At 73.1% G+C, this 25,379-nt stretch carries 15 protein-coding genes; 12 read left to right on the top strand and 3 right to left on the bottom strand.

Going from position 1 to position 25,379, the window contains the following annotated elements; all coding sequences use genetic code 11:
* Positions 1 to 51 precede the first annotated feature (51 nt).
* A complete protein-coding gene (gene cysC, locus ACWGKI_RS08865; protein ID WP_452186323.1) occupies positions 52 to 1,347 on the bottom strand; it encodes an adenylyl-sulfate kinase in 1,296 nt (431 codons plus the stop codon).
* Positions 1,344 to 2,384: a sulfite exporter TauE/SafE family protein gene (locus ACWGKI_RS08860; RefSeq protein ID WP_452186321.1), complete on the bottom strand. Its 1,041-nt coding sequence runs from the start codon at positions 2,382 to 2,384 to the stop codon at positions 1,344 to 1,346. The genes cysC and ACWGKI_RS08860 overlap by 4 nt, the downstream gene beginning before the upstream one ends.
* Before the next feature lie 131 nt (positions 2,385 to 2,515).
* On the opposite strand from ACWGKI_RS08860, the gene ACWGKI_RS08855 reads away from it, so the two are divergent.
* From ACWGKI_RS08855 to ACWGKI_RS08825, 7 genes are all read left to right on the top strand, one after another.
* Positions 2,516 to 3,391, top strand: a complete 876-nt coding sequence (locus ACWGKI_RS08855) for a 3'(2'),5'-bisphosphate nucleotidase CysQ (RefSeq protein ID WP_452186319.1) — start codon at positions 2,516 to 2,518, stop codon at positions 3,389 to 3,391.
* A complete protein-coding gene (gene cysD, locus ACWGKI_RS08850) occupies positions 3,388 to 4,290 on the top strand; it encodes a sulfate adenylyltransferase subunit CysD (RefSeq protein WP_380243516.1) in 903 nt (300 codons plus the stop codon). Before ACWGKI_RS08855 ends, cysD begins: the two co-directional genes overlap by 4 nt.
* Positions 4,291 to 4,293: 3 nt before the next feature.
* A complete protein-coding gene (gene cysN, locus ACWGKI_RS08845) occupies positions 4,294 to 5,634 on the top strand; it encodes a sulfate adenylyltransferase subunit CysN (RefSeq protein WP_452186317.1) in 1,341 nt (446 codons plus the stop codon).
* Between the two features lie 20 nt (positions 5,635 to 5,654).
* Complete coding sequence (locus ACWGKI_RS08840) at positions 5,655 to 6,371, top strand: sulfotransferase family 2 domain-containing protein (RefSeq protein ID WP_452186315.1); 717 nt, start codon at positions 5,655 to 5,657, stop codon at positions 6,369 to 6,371.
* A gap of 65 nt (positions 6,372 to 6,436) precedes the next feature.
* Entirely contained in the window at positions 6,437 to 9,949 is a 3,513-nt protein-coding gene (locus ACWGKI_RS08835; RefSeq protein ID WP_452186313.1) for a CDP-glycerol glycerophosphotransferase family protein, read from the top strand.
* Positions 9,950 to 9,975: 26 nt separating this feature from the next.
* Complete coding sequence (locus ACWGKI_RS08830; RefSeq protein ID WP_452186311.1) at positions 9,976 to 12,357, top strand: polysaccharide pyruvyl transferase family protein; 2,382 nt, start codon at positions 9,976 to 9,978, stop codon at positions 12,355 to 12,357.
* Between the two features lie 124 nt (positions 12,358 to 12,481).
* On the top strand, positions 12,482 to 14,860 hold the full coding sequence (locus tag ACWGKI_RS08825; RefSeq protein ID WP_452186309.1) for a LicD family protein: 2,379 nt from the start codon (positions 12,482 to 12,484) through the stop codon (positions 14,858 to 14,860).
* Positions 14,861 to 14,918: 58 nt separating this feature from the next.
* On the opposite strand, the gene ACWGKI_RS08820 is transcribed toward ACWGKI_RS08825, so the two are convergent.
* On the bottom strand, positions 14,919 to 17,015 hold the full coding sequence (locus ACWGKI_RS08820; RefSeq protein WP_452186307.1) for an acyltransferase family protein: 2,097 nt from the start codon (positions 17,013 to 17,015) through the stop codon (positions 14,919 to 14,921).
* 241 nt (positions 17,016 to 17,256) lie between these two features.
* Between ACWGKI_RS08820 and ACWGKI_RS08815 the strand changes: the two genes are divergently transcribed.
* The 5 genes from ACWGKI_RS08815 to ACWGKI_RS08795 all read left to right on the top strand — a co-directional run bounded on the left by ACWGKI_RS08815 (position 17,257) and on the right by ACWGKI_RS08795 (position 25,291).
* Positions 17,257 to 18,267, top strand: coding sequence for a GT-D fold domain-containing glycosyltransferase (locus tag ACWGKI_RS08815; RefSeq protein WP_380243523.1), 1,011 nt, complete (start codon positions 17,257 to 17,259; stop codon positions 18,265 to 18,267).
* A gap of 137 nt (positions 18,268 to 18,404) precedes the next feature.
* Positions 18,405 to 19,736: a polysaccharide pyruvyl transferase family protein gene (locus tag ACWGKI_RS08810; protein ID WP_452186305.1), complete on the top strand. Its 1,332-nt coding sequence runs from the start codon at positions 18,405 to 18,407 to the stop codon at positions 19,734 to 19,736.
* Between the two features lie 99 nt (positions 19,737 to 19,835).
* Positions 19,836 to 21,896, top strand: coding sequence for an acyltransferase family protein (locus ACWGKI_RS08805; protein ID WP_452186303.1), 2,061 nt, complete (start codon positions 19,836 to 19,838; stop codon positions 21,894 to 21,896).
* 98 nt (positions 21,897 to 21,994) lie between these two features.
* Complete coding sequence (locus tag ACWGKI_RS08800) at positions 21,995 to 23,668, top strand: glycosyltransferase family 61 protein (RefSeq protein WP_452186301.1); 1,674 nt, start codon at positions 21,995 to 21,997, stop codon at positions 23,666 to 23,668.
* A gap of 111 nt (positions 23,669 to 23,779) precedes the next feature.
* A complete protein-coding gene (locus tag ACWGKI_RS08795) occupies positions 23,780 to 25,291 on the top strand; it encodes a S8 family peptidase (RefSeq protein WP_452186299.1) in 1,512 nt (503 codons plus the stop codon).
* Positions 25,292 to 25,379 lie beyond the last annotated feature (88 nt).

Below are 25,379 nucleotides of genomic sequence, written 5' to 3'. Positions count from 1 at the left end.
GGACCAGGTCCGGGCGGGCTCGAGCCGTGCCAGGGAGGACGCCGAGGAGGGTCAGTCGGCCAGCCGCTCGGCGAGCGCCGCACGGACCTGCGCGACGGCGTCGGCCACGTCGACCTGCGACGTGTCGATGACGAGGTCGGCGTCGGTCGGGACCTCGTAGGGCGAGGAGATGCCGGTGAACTCGGGCACCTCGCCGCGGCGTGCCTTCGCGTACAGGCCCTTGCGGTCGCGGGCCTCGCACACCTCCAGCGGGGTGCTGACGTGCACCAGCAGGAACGCGCCCGCGGGCTCGGCGAGCGCCCGCACGCGGGCGCGGCCCGAGGCGAACGGCGCGATCGGGGCGGCCACGGCCACGCCGCCGTGGGACGACACGAGCGAGGCCACGTAGCCGATGCGCTCCACGTTCAGCTCGCGCGACTCCTTGTCGAACCCGAGCCCCTTGGACAGGTGGTGGCGCACCTCGTCGCCGTCCAGCAGCGTGGTGTGCAGGCCCTCGTCGTCGAGCTCCGCCGCGAGGGCGCGGGCCACGGTCGACTTGCCGGAGCCGGACAGCCCGGTGAAGAAGACCACGGCGCCCTGCCGGCGGGCGGTGCGGGCCGCGCGGACGAGCTCGCCCGCGGCGGGCTCGTCGTAGAGCGCGGACACCTCGTCGGCCCACAGCGAGCCCAGGCGGTCGACCCGGGCCCGGTCCTCGGGGGAGCGGTGCGCGGCCAGGACCTCGGTGCGGGACGCGCCGTGGCGGGCACCGACGTCGGGCCAGCGCAGCGCGTCGGGGGCGTCGGCCGGCCAGGGCACGACGACGACCTCGGCCTGGCGGCCGGCGCGGTCGAGGCGTGCCACCAGGTCGCGGGCCACGCGCACGAGCCCAGGCGCGCCCACGTGGCCGGCGGCGGGGGAGCGGCGGGACGCGGGCACCAGCAGCAGGACCGCCCCGGCGTCGACGACGAGCGCCGGCAGGGCCTCGACCTCGGAGCGCGTCGGAGGCTCGGTGACCACGACCGCGACGGCTGCTCGCGTGCCGGGGCGCACCTCGTCGGCCGCCCGGCGCAGCGCGGGGTCCCAGTGCGGGCCCGCGGCGCGCGCGAACGGCTTGACGGCGCGCGGCACGGCGTCGTCGTCGACGACGGCCAGCGGCGTGTTCTCGGCGTCCGTCAGGGTGACGGGACCGGACGGCAGGCCGTGCGGGCGGATCCACGCCGCGCCACCGCCGAGCGCGAGCTCGAGCAGGTCGAGCTCGTCCGGGGACAGGACGTGCGTGGCGGCGGGGACGTCGGCGGGGGTGCCGGAGGTCGCGTGGGCGGGCTGAGCGGGCTGAGCGGGCTGAGCGGCAGGTGTGGGCTCGGTCATGACGAGGGGGTGGCGTCCTTCGGTGCGGGCTCGGGCTGGCGTGCTGGCTGGCTGGCGGACTGGCGCGCTGGCGGGGTCGAGGGCAGGCCGACGGGGTCGGTGGCGGCATCCTGCGCGGTGACCGTGCCGAGCGGCTTGGGCTTCGGGGGGAGCTTCTTGATGCGCTCCCGGACGAGGATCCACAGCAGGTTCCCGACGACGAGGGCGCCGACGGCAGCGGCGATCACGACGCCCAGCGACGCTCCCAGCAGCTTCAGGCCGGAGGCCAGCAGCAGGATCGCCAGCGCGCGGCGGATGATCCCGCCGGGCGCGCGGCTGGAGACGTGGGCGCCGAACCAGGCGCCGGGGATGGCGCCGATGAGCAGGGAGGTCGTCAGCCCGAGCTCGAAGTCCCCGTACAGGATGTGCCCCAGCGACGCGGCGGCGACCAGCGGGACGGCCTGCACCAGGTCGGTGCCCACGAGCTGGGAGGCCTTGAGCGCGGGGTAGAGCAGCAGCAGCACCACGATGATGATCGAGCCGGCGCCTACCGACGTCAGGCCCACCATCAGGCCGGCGACGGCCCCGAGCACCAGAGTCGGCACCTTGCGCACGACGACGTCCGGGCTGCTCGGCGCGGCGGGGCCCTCGCCGAGCGCCGTGCGGCGCTGGAGCATGCCGAGCACGGCGCGCACGACCAGGCCTGCGGAGGCGATCAGCAGCGCGACCCCGAGCACCTTCTTGAGGACCTCGTCGAAACCGTCCCCGAACGGCAGGTAGCGGATGAGGAGCGCTCCGGAGAACGCGGCGGGCACGGAGCCGATGCACAGCCACAGCACGAGCTGCAGGTTCACGGTCCGCCGCCGCAGGTGCACGATCGCGCCGGCCGGCTTCATGAAGAGGCTCGCGACGACGTCGGACGACACGGCCGTGAGCGGGTCCACGCGGAACACGAAGATCAGCATGGGCGTCATGAGCGCGCCGCCGCCCATGCCGGTCAGGCCCACGACGAAGCCCACGACGAGGCCACCGAGGACCAGCGGGAGGTCGACGCTCAAAAGGGCACCATTCCTATCGGATAAAACGAATTTCGATGTCGCGAACGCTCTCTCAGGACTTCATTCCTGGAATGGTAGCCTCGGCCGCGGCCCGCCAGGGCCTCGTCCAGAGTCGCCAGCCGAGGAGCTGCATGTCGTCGCCCACCCCGCCGTACCCGGACCCGGAGCTGCCCGACGGTGATCTCGCCGTCGCGCTCGCCCGTGGCGCCGGCGAGGTGCTGCTGGCCCTGCGGGCCGCGGTGGACGTCGCCGGTGGCGACGTCGTCGCCGCCGAGCTCAAGGACGCCGGCGACGCCGCGAGCCAGGCCTGGCTCGCGGGCGCCCTCGCGCACGCCCGTCCCGACGACGCCGTCCTCTCCGAGGAGGCGAAGGACGTCGGGACCCGCGGGTCCGCGCAGCGCGTGTGGATCATCGACCCGCTCGACGGCACCCGCGAGTTCGCCGAGCGGTACGCCGACGGCGAGCGGGCCGGCGGCTGGCGCGACGACTTCGCGGTGCACGTCGCCCTCTGGCAGCGCGGCACCGGTCGCACCGACGGGCTCGTCGCCGGGGCCGTCGGGCTGCCGGCGCGCGACGCCGTGCTCAGCACCGGCGCCCCCGGCGCCGACCTGTCGGACGCCGACGTGGTGCTCGCGGGCCGACGGCCGCTGCGCCTCGCCGCGAGCCGCAGCCGCCCGCCGCGGTTCGTGCAGGACCTCGCCGACCGCGGCGACGTCGAGCTCGTGCCGATGGGCTCGGCAGGCGTCAAGGTGGTGTCCGTGGTGGACGGCACGGTCGACGCGTACGTGCACGGCGGCGGTCAGTACGAGTGGGACTCGGCGGCCCCCGTCGCGGTCGCCCTCGCCGCCGGCCTGGAGTGCACCCGCCTGGACGGCACCCCGCTCGAGTACAACCGCCAGGACCCCTGGCTCCCCGATCTCTTCGTCTGCCACCCGGCCGTCGCGTCGCGCCTGCGCGCGGCGCTGTCCTCGGTCGGGGTCGACATCAAGGAAGGTGCCCAGTCGTGACGTCTCACGTCCTGAGCCAGCTCCGCAGCCTCGAAGCGGAGAGCATCCACATCATCCGCGAGGTGGTGGCCGAGATGCAGCGCCCCTGTCTGCTCTTCTCGGGCGGCAAGGACTCGATCGTCATGCTGCACCTCGCGGCCAAGGCGTTCGCCCCCGCCCGGATCCCGTTCCCGATCATGCACGTGGACACGGGCCTGAACTTCCCGTCCGTGCTCGAGACCCGCGACCGGTGGGTCGAGCGGCTCGGCATCCAGCTGGTCGTGGCGTCCGTGCAGGACGCGATCGACCGTGGCCTGGTGCAGGAGGAGCCCAACGGCTCCCGCAACCGCATCCAGACGCCGGTGCTGCTCGAGGCCGCCGAGAAGAACGGCTTCGACGCCCTGTTCGGCGGCGGTCGGCGCGACGAGGAGAAGGCGCGCGCCAAGGAGCGCGTGTTCTCCTTCCGTGACGACTTCGGCCAGTGGGACCCCAAGAACCAGCGCCCCGAGATCTGGGACCTGTACAACGGCCGGGTCCACCAGGGCGAGTCGATCCGCGTGTTCCCGCTGTCCAACTGGACCGAGCTGGACATCTGGGCGTACATCGAGGCGGAGGAGATCGACCTCCCCGACCTGTACTTCGCCGCCGAGCGCGAGGTCGTGGACCGGGGCGGCATGCTCTTCGCCGTCAACGAGTTCACGCCCCTGAAGGACGGCGAGACCGCCCAGAAGCGGTTCGTGCGCTACCGCACCGTGGGCGACGCGAACCTCACCGCCGCCGTCGCCTCGACGGCGACGACCCGTGCGGAGATCGTCGAGGAGGTCGCCGCGGTGCGCCTCACCGAGCGCGGCGCCACCCGTGGCGACGACAAGGTGAGCGAGGCCGCCATGGAGGACCGCAAGCGAGAGGGCTACTTCTAAGCCATGAGCACCGAGAGCATCGAGACGAGCACCGTGGACCAGCCCCAGAGCGCCGCGTCCCAGCAGGCGATCGACACCTCCGCCGACCTGCTGCGCTTCGCGACCGCGGGTTCCGTGGACGACGGCAAGAGCACCCTCATCGGGCGCCTGCTGTTCGACTCCAAGACGATCTTCGAGGACCAGCTCGAGTCGGTGGAGCAGGTGAGCAAGGACCGCGGGAACGACTACACGGACCTCGCGCTGCTCACCGACGGCCTGCGGGCCGAGCGCGAGCAGGGCATCACGATCGACGTGGCGTACCGCTACTTCGCGACCCCGAAGCGCAAGTTCATCATCGCGGACACCCCGGGCCACATCCAGTACACGCGGAACATGGTCACGGGTGCGTCGACGGCAGACGTCGCCCTGATCCTCGTGGACGCGCGCAAGGGCGTCATCGAGCAGAGCCGCCGGCACACGTTCCTCGCGACGCTGCTGGGCGTGCCGCACATCGTGGTCTGCGTGAACAAGATGGACCTCGTGGACTACTCCGAGGAGGTGTTCGAGAACATCCGCCGCGAGTTCACGGACTTCGCCTCGCGCCTGAACGTGCCCGACCTGACGTTCATCCCGATCTCCGCGCTCGTCGGGGACAACGTCGTGAACCGCAGCGAGAACACGCCATGGTTCGACGGCCGCCCGCTCCTGAGCCACCTCGAGTCCCTGCACGTGGCGAGCGACCGCAACCTCCAGGACGTCCGGTTCCCGGTGCAGTACGTGATCCGGCCCCAGTCCCACGAGGCGCGCGACTACCGCGGCTACGCGGGCACCGTCGCGAGCGGCGTCCTCAAGGCCGGCGACACCGTGCGCGTCCTGCCGTCGGGGCTCGAGACCACCATCGCGGGCATCGACACCGCTGACGGCCCCGTCGAGGAGGCGTACCCGCCCATGTCGGTGACGGTGCGGCTCACCGACGAGATCGACATCTCGCGCGGCGACATGATCTGCCGGCCGAACAACACCCCGGCCGCGCTGCAGGACATCGACGCCCAGATCTGCTGGATGGACGAGTCCGCGCCGCTGGTGCAGGGCAAGAAGTACGCGATCAAGCACACGACCCGGTGGGCGCGTGCCATGGTCAAGGACGTCAAGTACCGCGTGGACGTGAACACGCTGCACCGGGACGAGGAGGCGACCGAGATCCGCCTCAACGAGATCGGCCGGATCCAGCTGCGCGTCACCCAGCCCCTGTTCGTCGACCCCTACCGCCAGAACCGCAGCACGGGCGCGTTCATCCTCGTGGACGAGGCGTCGAACAAGACGGTCGCCGCGGGGATGGTCGGCACCCTGCCGCACTCCTCCTGACGGATCGCGGAGCACGCATCATGCCCGTGTTCACCAAGGACGGCCGCAACGTCCTGTTCATCCACGTGCCGAAGACCGGCGGGTCGTCGGTGGAGGACCACTTCGTCGCGGCCGGCTGGAAGATGTCGTACCACGACGGCCGCATGCAGCGCGGGGCGCCCAACTACCTGCGCCGCTGCACGCCGCAGCACATGCACGGCGAGCTGCTGGCCGAGGTGTTCCGGCTGCACCGGTTCGACGCGGTCTTCGCGGTCGTGCGGGAGCCGGTGGCGCGCTTCCGCTCCGAGTACGTGATGCGGCACAAGCAGGAGCTGTCCACGGACGCGGAGGCCGTCGAGGCGTGGGCCGTCGAGCGGTTCGAGAAGTTCGCGACGAACCCGTACGTCCACGACAACCACATCCGCCCGCAGGCCGAGTTCCTCGTCCCGGGCGCGCAGGTCTACCGGCTCGAGGACGGCCTCACGGCGGCGCTGGAGGACCTCAACGCGCGCCACGACCTCGGCGTGCCCACCGAGGTGCCGCGCGTGCGCACCAGCGAGCGGACGCGCGGGATCGCCAGCCGTGACGTCGAGGTGTCCGCGTCGCTCCGGGCACGCCTGGAGAGGTTCTACGCCGCCGACTTCTGGACGTTCGGGTACGAGGGGACCTCGGTCCCGCCCGACCGGCGGCGCACCCTCGTGCGCCGTGTGGCGTCGCGTGCGTCGCGAGACCTCGCACGCTGGTCCGAGCGCGTCTGACCCTTAGAGTGAGCTGACGCACTGCCGCCCCCGGCGGCGTCCCCGATTCCCGGAACCGTCCTTCCGTGCCCGAACGCGAGCTGATGTCTACCGTGCTGATGAACTTCCTGCGGTCCACCTACCGTCGCCTGCCGGTCTCCTGGCGGGAGCGCGTCACCGAGCTGCGACGCCCGGGCCGCCGGACCCTCGTGTCCGTCGTGGTGCCGGTGTACAACGTCGAGCGGTACGTGGGCGAGTGCCTCGAGTCGATCCTCGCGCAGACGCACCGGCGGCTCGAGGTCGTCGTCGTCGACGACGGCTCGCCCGACGACTCGATCTCGGTGGTGCAGGCGATCGCCGCACGCGACCGGCGGGTGCGGGTGGTGCGCCAGGAGAACGGCGGGCTGGGCGCGGCACGCAACACGGGCGTGCGGCACGCCCGCGGCGCGATGCTGTGCTTCGTCGACTCGGACGACACCGTGCCGCCGAACGCCGTCGAGGCCATGGTGACGTCCCTGACGCGCAGCGGTTCCGACTTCGCGGTCGGCTCCCTGCTGCGCGACACGTCGGGCGGCCGGTACATGCCGCCGTGGGCGCGCAAGCTGCACGACCGCACCCGCACGAGCGTGACGATCGCCGACGAGCCCGACGTGCTCAAGAACGTCTTCGCCTGGACCAAGCTGTTCCGCACCGAGTACTTCCGGCGCGTCGTCGGCGGCTTCCCGGAGGGCCTCTACGAGGACCAGGTGCCGTCGGCGAAGGCGTACCTGCACGGCACGTTCGACGTGCTGGAGGACGTGGTCTGCCACTGGCGGATCCGCGACGACGAGTCGTCGATCACCCAGCAGAAGTCCACGATGCGCGACCTCACCGGCCGGTGGCGGATGCTCGACGAGCTGCACGAGGTGATGCGGGACGCGCCCGCCCCGGTGCGGCAGGCGTGGGAGGCGAAGGTCGTCGGCTTCGACATGCGCCCCTACTACGAGCAGGTGCCGCGCACGGACGACGAGTACTGGTCGTTCCTGCGCACCGAGGTCTGCGGGTTCCTGGACATGGCCGGCTACGAACGGCTCGCCGAGGTCCCGGTGCACGACCGCCTGCTCGCGGCGGCGACGTACCACGGCCTGCGGGACGACGTCACCGAGCTGGTGGCACGCCGTGAGTCGCAGACCTGGAAGGTCCACGGCGTCGTGCGTGACGGCCGTCCCGTCCTCGGTCCCGACTTCCTCGCCGGCCTGGAGCTCCGTCCGGACGGCGTGGTCGACGACCTCACCGTGGACGTCGAGGTCGTGGCGCGGGTGGCCGACGTCGTGCTCGACGACAGCGCGGTGACCGTCGAGGGCAGCGCCTACCTGGCCTTCGTCGACCTCACCGGGACCCGCAGCGAGATCACCGTGGCCGCCGTCTCGCAGCTCGGCCACCGGGTGGAGGCCCGCGTCGAGCGGTTCGCGGACGCGGCGATCGACATGCGCGCGGTGGACCCGTGGAACGACCACGAGGACTCCGGCTTCCGCGTGCGGTTCGACCTGGACGAGCTGCAGTCGCCCCCGTACCGCATCGAGGTGGGTGTCCGGGTGGACGGGGTCGAGCGCACCGCGCCGCTGCCGCTGCCCGACCCGCGGGCGGCGGGGCGCATCCCGACCTTCGGCCCGCTGGACGCCGGCGGCCGGTGGTACCTCGACGCGGCGCCGGAGACGGACGTCCTCGAGCTGCGGCGCATGACGTCGGCGCGCATCCCCGTCGAGGACGTGCGGGTCGTCGGGCGCCGGGTGGAGCTCGTCGTCGCGGGGAGCCTGCCCGCGGTGCGCGCGTGCGTGGCCCGCGCGGGGACGTGGACGGTGCCGGGGACGCGCCGGACCGAGGACGGGCGCGACGTCGTGGTCTTCACGCTGCCCGAGGCGCTCCCCACGGAGGGCCTGCGGACCTGGGGCTTCGCCGCGCGTCCCGCCGGGGGCGGTCGGGAGCAGCGCTTCTCCTGGGTGGAGCCGAGCCGGACGCTCGAGCCGCTCACCCGCGCGGGGGCGCTGGTCGGATCGACCCGGTACGGGAACGTCATGGTCCAGACCGGACCCCTCCTGGGAGAGGTCGAAGAGCTCGACCTGAGCCGCGACGGGCTGCGGGTGCGCGGCTGGGCCGCGGTGTCCAAGGACCTGCCCCGCGAGCGGCTCGCGCTCTCCCTCGTGCACGAGGTGGCGGCCGGGAGCACCGTGCCCCTGGAGCTCGACGCCGACGGCGGGTTCGACGTCGTGCTCCCCGTGGTCGACACCGTGGGCGGCACCCTGTCCAAGACGGTCAACTTCGTCCTGGCGCTCTCGGTCGACGACGTCGTCGCGCGTCCGCGGGCCGGCGTCGGGCTGGTGCGCACGCTGCCCCTCGACCGCACGGACGGCGTGGTGGCGGCGACGGTCACGGCGACCCCGAAGGTCGGGTCGGTGAGCGTGCGGCTGCGCACCGCGCTGGAGGACCGCGACCGCAGCCGGCGCGCGCAGCACCAGCTCTACCTGCGCTACCAGCGCGGGGAGCAGGAGCCGCTGGACGCCGTGCTCCTGGAGTCCTTCGGCGGCCGGTCGGTCGGCGACTCGCCGCTCGCCCTGAGCCGCGAGCTCCACCGGCGCGGCGACGCGCGGCCCCAGTACTGGTCGGTCGCGTGCCTGTCGACGCCGGTCCCGGAGTGGGCCACCCCCGTGCTGCGCTACTCGACGCCGTGGTACGACCTGCTCGAGCGCGCCACCCTGCTGGTCAACAACAACAACTGGCCCTGGTACTTCCGCAAGGGGTCGCACCAGACGTACCTGCAGACGTGGCACGGCACGCCCCTGAAGCGGATCGGCAACGACGTGCCCGGGGCGAACCTCACCCTCACCTACCGCCGCCTCATGGAGCGTGAGGCGCTGACGTGGGACTACCTCCTCGCGCAGAACGAGTACTCCGCGCAGATCTTCCCCGGGGCGTTCGGCTACCCCGGCCCGATCGTCACCCAGGGCTACCCGCGCAACGACTCGCTCGTCGACGACACCGCCGACGCGACGCGCCGGGCCGTGCGCGCACGCCTGGGGCTCGACGACGACGTCCGGGTGCTGCTGTACGCGCCGACCTGGCGGGACAACATCAAGGAGGGCGCGCGGTACGGGCGCGTCGCGTTCCTCGACTTCGACGAGCTGAGCCGGGCGGCCGGGCCGCGGACGGTGGTGCTCTACCGCGGGCACGCGAACACGGCGGGGTCGTCGAGCGACCTGCCGGACGGCGTCATCGACGTGACCCTCCACCCGGACGTCAACGAGCTGATGCTCGCTTCGGACGCCCTGGTCACGGACTACTCGTCGATCATGTTCGACTACGGCGTCCTGCGCCGCCCGATCTACCTCCTGGTGCCGGACCTCGAGCTCTACGGGTCGACGACGCGCGGGTTCTACCGCGACCTGGTCGACGTGGCGCCGGGCCCGTTGTGCGCGGACACCTCGGCGCTGGTGGCTGCCCTGTCGGTGGACCACTGGTCCCTGTGGCGTGCACCGCACGAGAAGTTCGTCGCGGAGTTCGCACCCCGCGACGACGGAGCCGCATCGGCGCGCGTGCTCGACGCGCTCGGCCTGAGCCACTGACCGACCTCCAGCACGGGAGCACAGACATGTCGATCTACCGTTCTGCCCGGGCCCGGCTCGCACAGGAGGCGAAGACGCGCCTCGGTCGTCGCCGTCCCGACACCTTCGGCATGCGCCGGTTCCGTCACCTTCTCGACGAGTACGAGGTCGCGCCGCTCATCGAGGCGGACGGCAAGGTGCCGGTCAACTACTTCACCTACCGCCCGAATTTCGGCGACCTGCTGTCGCCGTGGCTCGTGGAGAAGATGACCGGCCGCGAGGTCGTGGTCGCCAACCGCAAGAAGCTGCACTACGTGGTGATCGGCTCGATCATCAACCAGGCGACGAGCAAGTCGATCGTCTGGGGCAGCGGCACCTACGGCACCGAGGGCAAGGCGGAGGTCTCGCCCCTCGCGCACTACACCGCCGTCCGGGGGCCGCTGACGCGCGCCAAGCTCGGCGCGCACCTGGGGTTCGGCATCGACGTCCCGGAGGTCTACGGCGACCCGGCCCTGCTCCTCCCGCTGTACTACATGCCGGAGGTGCCGGTCACGCACGAGTACGGCGTCGTCGTGCGCTGGAGCGAGCGCCGGTGGGCCGAGGCCGACTTCGGCCCCGGCGTGAAGATGATCGACTTCGCCCGCAGCGACGTCGAGGCGGTGGTGCGCGAGCTGCTCTCGTGCAAGCGGATCGTCACCTCGTCCCTGCACGGCCTGATCGTCGCGGACGCGTACGGCATCCCCAACGCGTGGCTCGCGTCCGACTCTCCGCGTGGCGGCGTCTACAAGTTCTACGACTACTTCGCCTCGGTCGGGAAGTTCCGGCAGCCCCAGACGCTCGACCTCGCCGAGGGCACCGTGACCAAGGAGCGCCTGCGCGACTCCTTGCAGTTCAGCGGGGAGGCGATCAGCTTCGACTACCGCCCGCTGCTCGACGCGTCGCCGTTCTTGCGCCGCAAGAGCCGCGCGGGCGCCGGGTCGGCCCCGCGTCGCGTCGCGCCGGAGGCCTCGACCGGGCTCGCGTCCCAGGCCGGTGTCGCCGAGCTGATCCCCTCGCTGGGCCTCTTCAGCGGCAACGCGGTGAACTACCTCGGCGTCGGGGTGCGCGGCCCGGTCACCGGGATCCGGATGTTCCTCCCGCCGACCCAGGGGCAGATCGACCTGCGCGGCATCGAGCTCTACTCCGGCGGCCGTCGCGTCGCCGTCGACGAGTCGCGCGCGGTCGTCACGCAGAGCTCGAGCGTCCCGCGCCGGGGCGGGCCGGCCAGCCCGTTCGCGATGGGCGGCATCCGCACGCAGCGCGAGACGGGCGCGTGGTGGGCGGTCACGTTCGACGCGCCGGTCGACGTGGAGGAGGTGCGGGTCCTCAACCGCCTCGACGGCTGGGGAGCCCGCGCGCGGGCGCTCACCGTCGCGGTGGCAGGGTTCGACGGCACGTTCGGGCAGGTCCGGTCCGCCAGCTGCGACCGGGTGGTCGCGGAGACGCTGGCGCTCGTCGAGCGGCTCACGGAGCGCACGATCGACGAGGCCGCGCTCTCGTCGCGGGAGGACGCCCGCGCCCTGCGCGGCGAGGTGCTGGCCGAGCTCGCGCGACGCGCAGGGGAGGGGCTCCTCACGTCGGACCGGGAGGAGCAGCGGCTCCTGGCCTCGCTGATCCGCACCCACCGCCTCCCGGACGGGGAGCTCCTGACGGACGACGAGTGGACGCTGCTGGGCCACCTGCTCGCCGCCGAGCGCCTGCGGCTCCCCGCGACGGCGACGTCGATGCGCTCGTTCCACCTGGTCCTCGACTCGCGGACGGCCCTGCGGCGGCTCGAGCTCGAGGTGAACCGGGCCGGGAAGGTGCTCGGCACCCGCCCGGCGGTCCTGTCCCGGCACCGCCTGGTCGACGTCGGCGGGCTGCGGAACCGGTCGGACGACTACGTCGCCGTCATGGAGCGGGCCTCGGCGGTGCTCGAGGAGTGCGGGTACCCGGCGATGCTGGCCTACGGCACGCTGCTCGGCGCGGTCCGGGAACAGGACTTCCTGGCCCACGACGACGACGTCGACATGCTCATCCCGCTGCAGGCCTCCTCCCAGGAGCAGGCGCACGACGTGCTGCGGGACCTGCACGCCTGTCTGCGCGAGAAGGGGTGGAAGGTCAGCCGCCCGAACGAGCACCTGAACTTCCACCTGGGCGACCCGACGACGAAGCTCCACGTCGACGTGTTCCCCCTCCTGGTCGACGGCGAGCGGACGCAGCTGCACATGGAGAAGATGACGCTGCGCCCGGTCCCGACGAGCACCGTCCTCCCGCCCGCCCCGATCACGTTCCACGGTCGCGAGATGCTCGCCCCGGCGGACCCCGAGAGCTTCCTCGCCGAGCGGTACGGGGAGACCTGGTCGACGCCGGACCCGTTCTACGACTGGCCCTGGGCGCTCCGTGACTGACCGGCGCCCCGCGCACGATAGGTTCGTCGCTGAGCTCGCACCGCGCGACGAGGACGCCGCGTCGGTCCGCGTGCTCGACGCGTGTGGCCTGGACAACTGACCGACTCAGCACCGGAGCACAGACATGTCGATCTACCGTTCTGCCCGGGAGCGGCTCGGCCGCGCAGCGGGGAAGGCTCGCGCCGGCCGCGGGCGGCCGGACCCCGTCGCCGAGCTGCGTTCGCGCCGGCTCCTCGACGACTACGAGGTCGCCGCGGACCTGGTCCTGGCCGACGGCAAGGTGCCGGTCAACTACTTCACGTTCCGCCCCAGCTTCGGCGACGCGCTGTCGCCGTGGCTGGTGGGCCGCCTCACCGGCCGGGCGACGAAGGTCGCGGACCGGACCCGGCCGCACTACGCCGTCATCGGCTCGGTGATCAGCCAGGGCACCGACGAGACGATCTTCTGGGGTACCGGCGCCTACGGGACGGAGGACGTGACGGAGGTGCCCGCCGGGGCGGCGTACACCGCGGTCCGCGGGCCACTGACGCGCGCCAAGCTGTCGGCGTCGAAGGGCTTCGGCATCCCCGTGCCTGCCGTCTACGGCGACCCCGCGCTGCTCCTCCCGCTGGTCCACGCCCCGCAGGGGCCCGTGACGCACGACTACGGGGTGGTCGTCAGCGGCACCGAGCGACGCTGGGCGGAGGCGACGTACGGACCCGGTGTCCTGCTGATCGACGCCGGTCGGGTCGACGTCGAGGCGGTGCTCCGCGACCTCCTGTCGTGCCGGCGGATCGTGTCGTCGGTGCTGCACGGGCTGGTCGTCGCCGACGCCTACGGCATCCCGAACGCGTGGCTCGAGTCGGACGCGCCCCGGGGCGGCGCGTTCCCCTTCCACGACTACTTCGGCGGCGTCCAGAAGCTGCGCGCGCCCCACCGGTTCGACCCGGCGGCGCAGCCCGTGACACGAGAGCTCCTCGAAGAGGTCTTCACCTTCTCGGACGAGGCGATCCGGTTCGACCACCGGGCGTTCCTCGACGCCAGCCCGCTCCTGCACCGCACGGGTGCGCCGCGCCGGCGCGCCGAGCGGCTGCCGCGCCGGGAGCCGAGCGACCTGCTCCGGCAGGGCGGCACCCGCCGGCTGCTCCCGTCGCTGGGGTACTTCGGTGGCATCGGGGCCAACTACCTGCCGGTCCGGTTCGCGGGTCCCGTGTCGGAGATCCGGTTCTCCCTCCCGCGCGACGGGCAGCGACAGCTCGACCTGCGCGGGCTGGAGCTCTTCCGCCGCGGCAAGCGGGTGGAGGTCGACCTCGCGACGGCGACGGTGGCCCAGAGCTCGGACGTGACGAAGGACGACCGCTCGCCGTTCGGGCTCGGCGGCATCCGCACCGCGCGGGAGACGGGCCCGTGGTGGACCGTCCGGTTCGACACGCCCGTGGACGCCGACGAGGTGCGGGTCTTCAACCGGCTCGACGGGTACGGCGTCCGCACCCGCGCCCTGAGCGTGGCGGTCGGCCGCGCGGACGCCGGCCCCGACCTCGTCGTCACGGTGGACTCCGACCGGGTGGTGCGCCAGACCCTGGAGCTGCTGTCGCGCCTGACCGGGCAGCCGGTCGACGAGTCCGTGCTCGCGTCGCCGGAGGCCGCCGGCACGGCACGGGCCGAGGTGCTCGCGCGGCTGGCGCAGAGGGCCCGCGAGGGGCTCCTGACGACGGACGCCACGGAGCAGCGCCTGCTCGCGTCCCTGCTGCCGACGGACCGGCTCGGCGACGACGAGGCCCTCTCGGACGACGAGTGGGCCCTGCTGGGCCACCTGCTGGCGGCGGAGCGGTACCGGGCGCCGGGCACGGCGACGTCGATGCGCGCGTTCCAGTTCGTCCTGCGCTCCAAGGCGGACCTGCACCGGCTCGGCGACGAGGTCAACCGTGCGGGCGAGGTGCTCGGCGCACCGCGGGCGGTGCTCACCCGGCACGGCATCGTGGACGTGGGCGGGCTCCGCGAGCAGTCGGACGGCTACATCGCGACCATCGAGCACGCGGCGGAGGTGCTCGAGGCCTGCGGCTACCCGACGATGCTGGCCTACGGCACGCTGCTGGGCGCGGTGCGCGAGGGCGACTTCCTCGCGCACGACGACGACGTCGACCTCATGGTCCCGCTGCAGGCCGCGGACCGGGCCGAGGGCGAGCCGCTGCTCGCCGACCTCCGCCGGAGCCTGCAGGAGAAGGGCTGGCGGGTCTCGCGGCCCAACTCCTACACGAACTTCCACCTGCACGACCCGCAGACCAAGCTCCACGTCGACGTGTTCCCGCTGTTCGTGGACGGCGCGACGACGTCCTTGCACATGGAGAAGATGCAGCTCCGGACGATCGACACGGACATCGTCCTGCCCCCGCGGACCCTGACGTTCAAGGGCCACGAGCTGCTGGTGCCCGCCCGCCCGGAGGCGTTCCTCGCGGAGCGCTACGGCGACGGCTGGTCCGTGGCCGACCCGTTCTACGACTGGCCGTGGGCGCTGCGCGACTGACGCGGCGCGGCGGGCACGACGCCCAGGCCGGCCAGGCCGGCCAGCACGGTCATGCGGGTCAGTCGAGCGCGCCGGCCGCGCGCAGCTCGCGCAGCACGTACGGCGACATCGTCTTGGTGTACGTCGTCGTGAGGTGGCTGTTGTCGCGGTACACGTTGACGCCGCCGATGACGGACGGGCAGGTCGTCTCGAGGCAGTAGTAGTCCGTCAGGTCGACGAACTTCGCGCCCCGCACCTCCCGCGCCGTGGCGGCGAAGGTCTCGGGGAACGGGAACGCCTTCTTGCGCGTCGTGTCGCAGCTGTCCGGCTCGATCACGTCGAGCTTCTCCAGGCACCGCGACGGGCCCGTGGGGTGGTACGGGTTGTCCGACAGCCCCACGATCGGCACGCCCTTCGCGGCGACCGGGCGCCAGGCCGCCGCCATCTCGTCGCGCTGCTGGTCGGCGTCGCCGGAGAGCATCTTGAGGTAGCCGGTCGTGACGACGAGGTCGATGTTGTCCGCGTGGTCCAGGAGCCACGGCTGCAGCTGGTCCTTCCACGTCTCGCACGTCGAGGACCGCAGCGGGTTGTCGTAGTTCATGGTCCCGGTGGTCCAGGCGCAGGTGGCCTTGAGCTGGGGCGTGAGGCTGATCGTGCCCTCCTGCGCCATCGCGATGAAGGCGGGGAGCATGGCGCGCGCGTGCGAGTCGCCGATGAGGACGACGTGCGGGACCTTCGGGTCGTCCACGGGCCCGAACGAGCACTCCTTGAGGCGGTCCTCGTCGCCGTCCACCCAGCAGTCGGGGTAGTTCGCGAAGTCGCGGCCGACGGCCTCGGGCGCGGGGACGAGCATGCCGTCCAGGTCGGGGTTCTCGCACGGCTTCTCGGGGTCCATCGACCCGGCGCCGAAGCACGGCGGCATGTCCGCGACGAGCCGGGCCGCGAGCTCCTCCTCCTGCTGCGCGCGATGGTCCGCGACGGCCAGCCCGGCACCCGCGACGAGGGCGAGCACGGCGGCGGTCGCGGCCGTGAGCCCGAGCGCACGACCGGTGCGCTGCAGGCCCCAGCGGTGGGTGAACCGGAAGGTGTCCTCGACGTACCGCTTCGTGACGGCCGACAGGAGCACGACGGCGACCAGCAGGACGACGCGCTCCACGAGGCCGGGGGTGTGCCCGACCACGTACGGGAGGATCACGATCGCGGGCCAGTGCCACAGGTACAGGGAGTACGAGACCTCGCCGGTGTACTGCACGGGGCGCCAGCGCATCAGCGGGGACGGGCTGAGGCGCGCGGAGGGCGTACCGGCCCAGATGACGGCGAGCGTGGCCACGACGGGCAGCACGGCGGCGGTGCCGGGGAACGGGGTCCGGGAGCTGTAGACGAGGCCGCACGCCGCGATCGCGGCGAGCCCGGCCCAGCTGACCAGGGAGCGCCATCGCCCGCTCACCGCCGGGACGGCCGTCCGCGCGAGGACGACGGCGAGGAGGGCTCCGGCGCCGAACTGCCAGGCACGGGTCGTGGTGACGAAGTAGGCGGACGAGGGGTTGGAGGTCGTGAGCCACAGGGACCAGCCGAAGGACGCGAGCGTCGCGGCGGCGAGCACGGCGCCCGTCATGCCGCGTCGCGAGCGGCCGCCGCGTGCCGCGAGCAGGGTGGCGAGCAGCACGAGCACCGGCCACACGAGGTAGAACTGCTCCTCGGCCGAGAGCGACCAGTAGTGCTGGACGGGCGACGGCGCGTTCTCCGCGGCCAGGTAGTCGACCGAGTCCGCCGCGAGGACCCAGTTCTCGACGTAGAGGGTGGCCCCGATCGCCTCACGGAACCACTGCTGCCACTGCGTCATGGGGACGACGAGGAGCGTCACCACCACCGACACCGCGATGACCAGGTAGGCGGCGGGCAGGAGGCGGCGCGCGCGTCGCGCCCAGAACCTCCCGAGGGCCACGGTGCCGGTGGTCTCGACCTCCCGCAGGAGGTGGCCGGTGATCAGGAAGCCCGAGATCACGAAGAAGACGTCGACGCCGACGTACCCGCCGGGGAGGCGTCCGGGCCAGAAGTGGAACAGCACCACCATCAGCACGGCGAGGGCGCGCAGCGCCTGGACCTCGTACCGCAGGACCTTCGCCGGGGGGTGGGGGGCGGTCACGCGCCCGGGTGCGTCGAGCGTCTGGCTCATGGCCGAGAACCCGTGCGGCGGGGCGTGCAGGAGGGCGTCAGAGCCACGGGAGAGAGCCTTCGTCGGGGTACAGGGCCAACGGACCATGCTAACCGCGGCAGAGCCGGGGGGTTCGCGCACGACCGGTGAGAGGACGGCACCCGGGCGGGTCCCCGGGGGGACCACCTTGCCCTGTCCTCCCGGGCAGCCTAGATTCCAGCACCAGAGAGAGGGAAGGGAAGTCGTGGCAACGGAGACGGGAATGGGCGGACCGCGCCGATGGGTGCAGGCGGCCCGGCGCGCGGCGGCAGATCTGGGGCGCTCGGCCGCCGCGGCGGAGAAGCAGGTCAAGGTCGCGCAGGCGGCCGCGCGGGCGGCCGAGAGCTCCGCCACCAGGACGCAGAAGCAGCTGCAGACGATGGCGAAGGCGCTCCGGGCGCAGTCGGTGCTCCTGGAGAAGGTCCGGGCGGAGTCGGCCCGGAACGCCGACGAGCTGCGCACGCTGCGGATCGCGACGACGGCACCGACGATGAAGGACGTGCACGCCTTCGTCGCGGCGCGCCAGATGAGCTACCGGGAGACGCTCACGGCCCTGGCCGAGGGCGAGGCGAGCTTCGCGCGGTTCGGTGACGGTGAGCTGCGCCTCATGGTCGACCCGTTCTACAAGCTGGGCTTCCAGGTCAACAGCCGCGAGCTGAGGGAGTCGCTCCGCGACGTGCTGGGGCGCCCGCGGGACGGGCTGCTCGTCGGATGGCCGCGGGCGTTCTGGACCGCGCACAACACGATGATGTGGTCCGTCATCTGGGACGAGGTCCAGCCGATCCTGCCCGCGGAGGTCCGGTTCGGGAACAGCCACGTCTCCCGCCCCGACTGCTTCCAGGCGCTGCGGGAGGAGGCGGTCGAGCTGTGGCGGCAGGTGTGGGCCGGCAAGCGGGTCGCCATCGTGACCGGCCGCGGGTCGCGCTTCGACCTCGTCCCGCAGCTGTTCGACAACCTCGCAGGGCACGAGTTCGTGTACTCGGAGCCGCGCAACGCGTTCGCCGACCTGGACCGGCTGGTGGACGACGTCCGCAACCGTCCCGGCGTCGACCTGTGCCTGGTCGCGCTCGGCCCCGCGGGCACGGTCCTCGCCGGGCGCCTCGCGGAGGCCGGGGTCCGCACCATCGACGTCGGGCACATCTCCAACAGCTACGCGAACGTCTTCGAGGGGCAGCCGCACCCGGAGAAGGTCCCTCCGGTGCGCGTCGCGCAGCCGGACCCGCTGGGCGCCTGACGTCCTCGAGCGGGGCAGGGGACCGGTCCGCGGGCCGGGGACGGTCCCGTCGGGCGTGCCATCCGCAGTAGAGTGCGCGGCACCGCGCGTCGCACCCCGGCGGGCGGGCCCCCCGAAGGACTTGAGGAAGTGTGTTGATGTCCCAGACGCCGAGCGCGATGCTCGAGAAGGAGCTGACGCGTCTCCTGGCCGACGGCCCCCGCGCCGTCGTGCGTGCGCGCCCGGACGGATGCTCCGTCGTCGCCGGGACGTCGCCCGACGAGTGGGAGGTGCAGGTCGTCCTGGCGGACGGCGCCGCGACGACGACGGTGACCGGCGCGAGCACCGTGAGCCGGCGAGCGCTGCGCAACGCCCTGATCGGCAAGGCCCCGCTGCTCGCCGAGCCGGTCCAGCACCACGTGCTGGGTCGCAGCCCGGTCCGGGACTCGCCCCGGCGGGCCGAGCTGGCCGAGGTCGCCACCCTCGTCGTGCGCTGGGTGCGGTGGCTGGACGGCGCCGTACGACGCACACCCGCCAAGGGCGTGAAGGTCGCGGCCCTCGAGAAGGGGCAGGTCCCCGTCTTCTGGTGGGACGAGCGGTCGAACTTCGGTGACGCGATCGGCCCGTGGCTGGTGCAGCGGATCTCGGGGATGGAGCCGGTCAACGCCCGGCGCCAGCGGCACCTGCGGCCCGCGCTCTACAGCGTGGGGTCGATCTTCCGGTCCATCGACCGGCCCGACGTGGACGTGTGGGGCACGGGGCTGATGGACCCGCTCGGGGGCGCGACCCTCGAGCGGCTCGGCGGCCGGAAGAACGTCCGGGTGCACGCGGTCCGTGGCCGCCGCACCCGCGAGGAGCTCGTGACGAAGCTCGGCTGGGACGTCCCGGAGGTGTACGGCGACCCGGGCCTGCTGCTGCCCCGCTTCTACCAGCCCGCCGCACCCGGCCCTGGCCCGCGCGCCAAGGTGGCCTTCGTGCCGCACTACGCGCACCAGCAGTACCTCGGCGACGACCCGACGACCGGCGTCACGGTCGTGGACGTCTCGCAGAGCCTGGAGCGGGTCGTCGACCAGATCGCGTCCGCGGACGTGTGCGTGTCGACGTCGCTGCACGGCGTCATCGTGGCGCAGGCGTACGAGGTGCCGTGGGTCTGGCTCCGGGTGTCGGACCACCCGCTGGGCGGCGACATGTTCAAGTTCGAGGACTTCTTCTCGACCCTGGAGGAGTCCCGGGTCGCGACGCACGACGTCCTCGCCGAGGACCTCGCGGCGCTCGACCTCGTCGCCCTGGGTGGCGACGCGACCCTGCCCGACCTGACGATCTCGCTCGACGCGCTCCTGGACGCGTTCCCCGTGCCGCCGAGGCCTGGTGCCGGACGGCCGTTCGAGCTGCCGCCCCTGCCGGAGCCGGCAGCCCGGCCGCGGGGGCGCGCCGGCCGGGGTCTCGGCCGGCTGACCGCCGGCGTCCGACGGCGCCTGGCGCGCCGGTAGCCGGACGCGCCGGGCGGGGCAGCCGGGCGTAGCGTGTCGGGGCCCGTCTGGGCCCGGTCGATCGACGAGAGGACAGGTGTGCTGGAGAGCGCTCAGGCCGTGACTCAGAGCGCGGGCACGAAGGCGTCGCCCGGGCGGGAGGCGCGGACCGACATCCAGGCGCTGCGCGCGGTCGCGGTCGCCGCCGTGGTGGCATACCACCTGTGGCCGGGAAGGCTGCCGGGCGGGTTCGTCGGCGTCGACGTCTTCTTCGTCATCTCCGGCTTCCTCATCACGTCCCACCTGCTCCGTCGCCCGCCGCGGCACGGCCGCGACCTCCGCGACTTCTGGGCGCGACGGGTCCGCCGGCTGCTGCCCGCCTCGTTCCTCGTCCTCCTGGTGACCGCGGCGGCGACGTTCCTCCTGGCGCCGAGCACGATGTGGGCCGGGACCCTGCGGGAGATCGGCGCGTCGGCCCTCTACGTCGAGAACTGGTCGCTGGCCGCCTCGTCCGTGGACTACCTCGGGGCGGAGGCCGCCGCCTCGCCGGTGCAGCACTACTGGTCCCTGTCGGTCGAGGAGCAGTTCTACCTGCTGTGGCCCCTGGTGCTGACCCTGGTCGCCTGGTGGACCGCGCGCCGCGGCGGGAACCTCGTGCGGCGCGCGTCGATCGCCATCTCCGTGATCGTCGTCGTGTCGTTCGGGTGGTCCGTCGTGGCGACGGCGCTCCGCCCGGCGAGCGCGTACTTCGTGACCCCCACGCGGCTCTGGGAGCTCGGCGTCGGTGCGCTCCTGGCGACGGTGACGGTCCGGCTCGCGCCGCGCTGGCGCACCCCGGTGGCCTGGCTCGGCCTCGCGATGATCCTGGCCGCCGTCCTGACCTACACGGGCAAGCTCCCGTTCCCGGGCTACACCGCCGCGCTCCCGGTCGTCGGGTGCGCGCTCGTCATCGCCGCAGGGTGCGACCGCACGCGGTGGTCGCCCCGGCAGCTCGGTGACCTGCGGCCGGTGCAGTGGCTGGGTGACGTCTCGTACTCCGTGTACCTGTGGCACTGGCCGCTGGTCGTGCTGGTGCCCTTCGCCCTCGGGCACAACCCCGGGCTCCTCGCCCGGGTCGGCGTCCTCGCGGGCGCGCTCGCGCTCGCCGCGGTCACGAAGCCGTTCGTCGAGGACCGGTTCCGGCGCGGTCGCCCCGGTGCCGGGTCGGGGCGCGCGGTCGTGGTGGCCCTGGCGGCGTCGGCGCTCATCGGCGGGGCGGCCCTCGGCGGGTCCGTCGCGCTGCAGGCGCGGGTCGACGCGAACATCGCGCAGGCTGCGCAGGCCGCGCACGGACCCTGCGTCGGCGCGGCCGCACTGGCCCCGGGGGCGGACTGCGACGTCACGGGCGACGGCGACCTCCTCCTCGACCCGGCCGAGGCGGCGGACGACAAGCCCAGCGCGTACGCGGACGGCTGCTGGGAGTCCCCGCCGTTCGACGGCACGGCGACGTGCCACTACGGCGATCCCGACGCCGGCACCCGGGTCGCGCTGATCGGCAACTCGCACGCGGGTAACCTGTTGCCGCCCCTGCAGGAGCTGGCCGAGAAGCACGACTGGTCGCTCACCACGTTCGTCGCGTCGCGGTGCCCCACCTCGGACGCCCGCTGGCAGATCGGCACCGCGCAGGACGCCGAGGGGTGCTACGCCTGGGGGCAGCGCGTCCTGGACGAGGTCCGGGACGGCGGGTTCGACCTCGTCGTGACGTCCCAGCTGACGCCGTACGCCGCGGCGGACACCGCCCCCGCGGACAACGACGCGGCCGTCGCGCAGGGGTACACGCGATACCTCGAGGACCTCGCCGCGACGGGCGCGCCGGCCCTCGTCGTGCGCGACATGCCGTACCCGAAGCACACGATCCCCTCGGTGCCGAACTGCCTCGCCGAGGCGTCGTCGCCCGACGAGTGTGCCGGGCCCCGGTCGAAGTGGCTCCCGCCCGACCCTCTGTACGACGCGGCGAAGGCCCTCGACGACCCGGCGGTGTCGACCCTCGACCTCACCGGGTTCACCTGCACGAAGGACGTCTGCCCGGCCGTGGTCGGGGACCTCGTGGTCTACTTCGACGCCTCGCACCTGACCGCGACGTTCTCGCGGACGCTCGCGCCCTACCTCGAGCCGGCGGTCGCCTCCGGCCTGCGGCCGTAGGGGGCGCGCCGGTCTCCCGGCGCGCCGTCCGCGGACGTGACCCGTGGCGGGCACGTACGCATACTGGGACCTCGCGACCCCTGCGCGAGGAGACCGCCGTGGCACCTGACCCCTCGGACGACGCGCGCGCCCCAGACGCCGGCCGCAGGCGCCGCGTCGCGGTCATCGCGGACGACGTGCCTCCCGACGAGCTGCGCGCCCTCCTCGCGCCCTACCGCGAGGACGACCTGCTCGTCATCGCCCCGACGTGGCACGACGAGTGGCACCTGGACGGGGTGCACCACCGGTTCCTGCGGTGGGACGAGGAGGCGAACCCGCACTGGCACCTCCAGGTCCACGGACCGGTCGACCGGGTCGTCGACACGCGGTACCGGTGGCCGCGGGACCACGAGGCGGCGATGCGCCGGCTGCTCTTCCACCTCACGCCGGGGGGCGAGTACGTGATCCCCCGGTCGGCCCTGCGGGGGTACAAGAAGGGCAACCCGCTCGAGGTCCGGCTCGCGGCGTTCTCCCGCGCCCTCTCGGAGGGCGAGCCGGGCGGCGACCGTCCCGAGCTGTCCCGCGCGGTGGCCGAGGTGCGCCAGGATCCCGGCGAGATCGTGGTGCGCAAGCAGGGCAGGCACTACCTCAAGCTCACCGACGAGTGGGCCGACCGGATGCTGTCGACGCGCGCCTTGCAGGACACGACGGTGCACGAGCTCGCGCGGCTGCCGGCCCAGCGGTTCGCGTCGCACACCACGATCGAGTCGCACGGGGCGTCCAAGCCGTTGCGCGGGCTCGACCCGACGGTCGACGTGCCGCCGCTGCACCTGCGGCACTACAGCGGCCGCGTGGGGCTGGTCAGCCACGCCCTGACCTTCACCGCGAACGAGATCCTGCCCGACTCGTTCCGCCACCACCTGTCGAACACCCGCAACCGGCGCCTGGTCGACGCGAACGCGAGCTTCGCGCGCATCCCGGACCGTGCCCGCCCGACCGAGGACCTGCCGGGGTCGTACTACCTGCTCGACTCCGAGAACTCCGGGCACTACGGCCACCTCATGACCGAGGTCATCTCCCGGCTCTGGGGGTGGGACCAGGCGAAGCAGGACGACCCGGACCTCAAGGCGATCTTCCGGCTGCGGTATGCGGGGGAGCGGGACCCCGCCCTGGAGCGCACGGTCTTCACGGCCTACGGCATCGCGGCCGAGGACGTCGTAGCGGTCGACCACCCCGTGTACCTCGAGTCGATGTACGCGGCGACCCCGATGTTCCACAACGCGCGGCCTTACTACGTGCACCCGGAGATCCGCGCCGTGTGGCGGCGGATCCGGGACGGTCTGACGGCGGAGCCCGGGCCCACCTGGGACCGCGTGTTCGCCTCGCGGCGGGACACGCTCGGGAACCGCAGGTGCCTCAACCGGCCCGACGTGGAGGACTACTTCGCCCGGGCGGGCTTCGAGGTCGTCTACCCCGAGGACTACTCGCTCGGCCGGCAGGCGGCGATCTTCGCGAACGCGCGGGTCGTCGCCGGGTTCGGCGGGTCGGCGATGTTCAACGCGATCTTCGCGGAGCGGCTGGAGCACATGATCGTGCTCACCCAGGAGGCTTACACGGCCCGCAACGAGGTGCTCGTCGCGCTCCCGCTCGGCGTGCGGCTGCACTATCTCTGGAACCCGCCGCGGGTCCGGCACCCCGAGGGCGGGTGGTCCAAGGAGGCGTACAAGTCCGACTGGTCGTTCGACTTCTCGCGGCACAGGCGGACGCTGAAGCGGCTGGTGCGCTCGCTCTGACCCGGGGCCGCCTCCTGGTCGATGTGGTTCACCTCACATTCAGCGCGCTCTCGATCTACTGTCACCCTGACGGCCGCCGTCGTGGCGGCCGCGCCTCACGAAGGGGAGACCATGAGCATGCGCACCACCCATCGCGCGCGTCTGGTTGCCGTCGGAGCCACCGCAGCCCTCCTGCTCGCGGGCGTCGGCAGTGCCGCCGTCGCCAGCGACACCGCCGCCGAACCGCCGTCCACCCCGGTCCCGGTCGTCACGCCCGACGGCCAGACCTTCTCGTACGTCGTCAATGCCAAGCACGCCAACCCGGGCCAGACGCGGCTCGCCGAACGGGCCGTCGTCGCTGCCGGCGGGGTGGTCGTCCAGTCCTGGCCGGAGATCGGCGTGGTCGTCGCGCACTCCGCGCACGCGAGCTTCCGGACCGACGTGGTGCGGCGCGCGAGCGGTCACGCCGTCGAGTCCGTCGGCCTGACGCGGACCGTGCCGGTCTCCGAGAGCACGCCGCCGGCGGTCGCCGACGTGCCGGGTGCCAAGGGCGGGCCGTGGAAGTCCGCGGTGACGAAGAAGCCGGGCGCCGAGGTCGGCGGCGACGACGCCGCGACCGCCGTCCCGGACCCGGGCGAGGCCACCCAGTGGGACATGGCGATGATCAAGGCGGACCAGGCGATCGAGATCAACCCCGGTTCGCCTGACGTGCTGGTCGGCGTGCTCGACTCGGGCATCGACGCCACCCACCCCGACCTGGCGACCCAGGTCGACACCGCGGCGTCGGTGAACTGCACGACGGCCGGGCGTCCGGACACGTCGCCCACGGGCTGGCTGCCCACGACGTCGGACCACGGCACCCACGTGGCCGGCACGATCGCGGCGGCGGACAACGGCCTCGGCATCGTCGGTGTCGCGCCCGGCGTGAAGATGGCGTCGGTCAAGGTCGTCAACGACGACGGCTTCATCTACCCGGAGTACGCCGTCTGCGGATTCGTCTGGGCCGGCCTGCACGGCATGGACGTCACCAACAACTCGTACTACATCGACCCGTTCATGTACTGGTGCGAGGACCAGCCCGACCAGGCGGCCGTCAAGGAGGCCGTGCGCCGGGCGATCGACTTCTCCACCGACCGGGGCGCCGTGCACGCGGCGGCCGCGGGCAACGCGTCCACCGACCTGGCGAACAACACGCAGGACACGTCGAGCCCCAACGACTCGACCCCGGTGGACCGCACCATCAACTCCGGCTGCGAGGACATCCCGACGGAGGCGGACGGCGTCGTGACGGTCTCGTCGGTGACCCGCACGGGCGCGCTGAGCTCGTTCTCCAACCGGGGGCTCGGCAAGATCGACGTCGCCGCTCCCGGCAGCGCGATCGTCTCCACCGAGCTGAACGGCACGTGGGACACCAAGAGCGGGACGTCGATGGCGTCGCCGCACGTGGCCGGCGTGCTCGCGCTCATGAAGTCGGCGCACCCCGACTGGACGCCGGCGATGCTCGAGCAGGCCGTGCGCGCCCAGGCGGACGACCGGCCCTGCGGCACGACGCCGGTCGGGCCGGCGTGCGTCGGCACGCCCGAGGAGAACTCGTTCTTCGGGGACGGCATGGTTGACGCACTCGACGCGGTGACGCTGGGCTGAGCGCCGCCGCACTGGATCAGCGCGACGGCCCGTCGGAGCAGGTCTCCGGCGGGCCGTCGCGTGCTCCCGTCGTGCGTGCCGTTCGGTC

It is taken from the genome of Isoptericola sp. NPDC055881 (genome assembly GCF_053615895.1).
Note: the sequence above shows the minus strand (reverse complement) of the source record. Positions and strands in the feature narration are given on the sequence as shown.

Bases quoted from the DNA above. Each gene is read 5' to 3' on its own strand.
- cysC (WP_452186323.1), bottom strand. From the start codon at position 1,347: ATGACCGAGCCCACACCTGCCGCTCAGCCCGCTCAGCCCGCTCAGCCC.
- ACWGKI_RS08855 (WP_452186319.1), top strand. From the start codon at position 2,516: ATGTCGTCGCCCACCCCGCCGTACCCGGACCCGGAGCTGCCCGACGGT.
- cysN (WP_452186317.1), top strand. From the start codon at position 4,294: ATGAGCACCGAGAGCATCGAGACGAGCACCGTGGACCAGCCCCAGAGC.
- ACWGKI_RS08840 (WP_452186315.1), top strand. From the start codon at position 5,655: ATGCCCGTGTTCACCAAGGACGGCCGCAACGTCCTGTTCATCCACGTG.
- ACWGKI_RS08830 (WP_452186311.1), top strand. From the start codon at position 9,976: ATGTCGATCTACCGTTCTGCCCGGGCCCGGCTCGCACAGGAGGCGAAG.
- ACWGKI_RS08825 (WP_452186309.1), top strand. From the start codon at position 12,482: ATGTCGATCTACCGTTCTGCCCGGGAGCGGCTCGGCCGCGCAGCGGGG.
- ACWGKI_RS08820 (WP_452186307.1), bottom strand. From the start codon at position 17,015: ATGAGCCAGACGCTCGACGCACCCGGGCGCGTGACCGCCCCCCACCCC.
- ACWGKI_RS08815 (WP_380243523.1), top strand. From the start codon at position 17,257: ATGGGCGGACCGCGCCGATGGGTGCAGGCGGCCCGGCGCGCGGCGGCA.
- ACWGKI_RS08810 (WP_452186305.1), top strand. From the start codon at position 18,405: ATGTCCCAGACGCCGAGCGCGATGCTCGAGAAGGAGCTGACGCGTCTC.
- ACWGKI_RS08795 (WP_452186299.1), top strand. From the start codon at position 23,780: ATGAGCATGCGCACCACCCATCGCGCGCGTCTGGTTGCCGTCGGAGCC.